Raw genomic sequence first — 518 nt, forward strand, 5'->3', positions numbered from 1 at the left:
AAGCATCGCCTCGCCCTCGACGCCTTTGATAGATGCTAGGATGGTGTTTGGCACGCGCTGCTCTTTTTTGCCAACGACGCTAACGTCAGGAATTTGCAGTAGCGCGTCTTCAAGTTTGTCACGCAAACGGCGAACGTGCGAATGCTCGTAATCCATAAATTTATTTGCTAGTTCAAGCGCCTTGCCCATGCCAACGATGCCTGGTACATCAAGTGTGCCGCTTCTGCGTCCGCCCATGTGCTCACCGCCGTGAAGCAAGCTGCTTAGTGGCATGCTATTTTTTATAAACAACGCTCCAACGCCCTTTGGTCCGTGAAATTTATGCGCTGAAAAGCTTAGAAAATCAACGTCCAAGTCTTGAACGTCTATCTTTATCTTGCCGACTGCTTGCACGGCGTCAGTGTGAAATAAAGCGCCGTATTCGTGGGCAACTTTGGCAAGCTCTTTTATTGGAAAGAGCATGCCGGTTTCGTTGTTTGCGCTCATTATGGCGTCAAGAGCGACGTTTTCGTCCATAA

General features: G+C 49.2%; 1 protein-coding gene. It reads right to left on the bottom strand.

Features of this window, described 5'->3' with window-relative positions; translation table 11 throughout:
* On the bottom strand, window positions 1-518 hold a 518-nt coding region (locus CYP05_RS00975; protein ID WP_141090261.1), incomplete at both ends, for an aminotransferase class V-fold PLP-dependent enzyme.

The organism is Campylobacter concisus, assembly GCF_002913545.1.
Classification (GTDB): Bacteria; Campylobacterota; Campylobacteria; order Campylobacterales; family Campylobacteraceae; genus Campylobacter_A; species Campylobacter_A concisus_AV.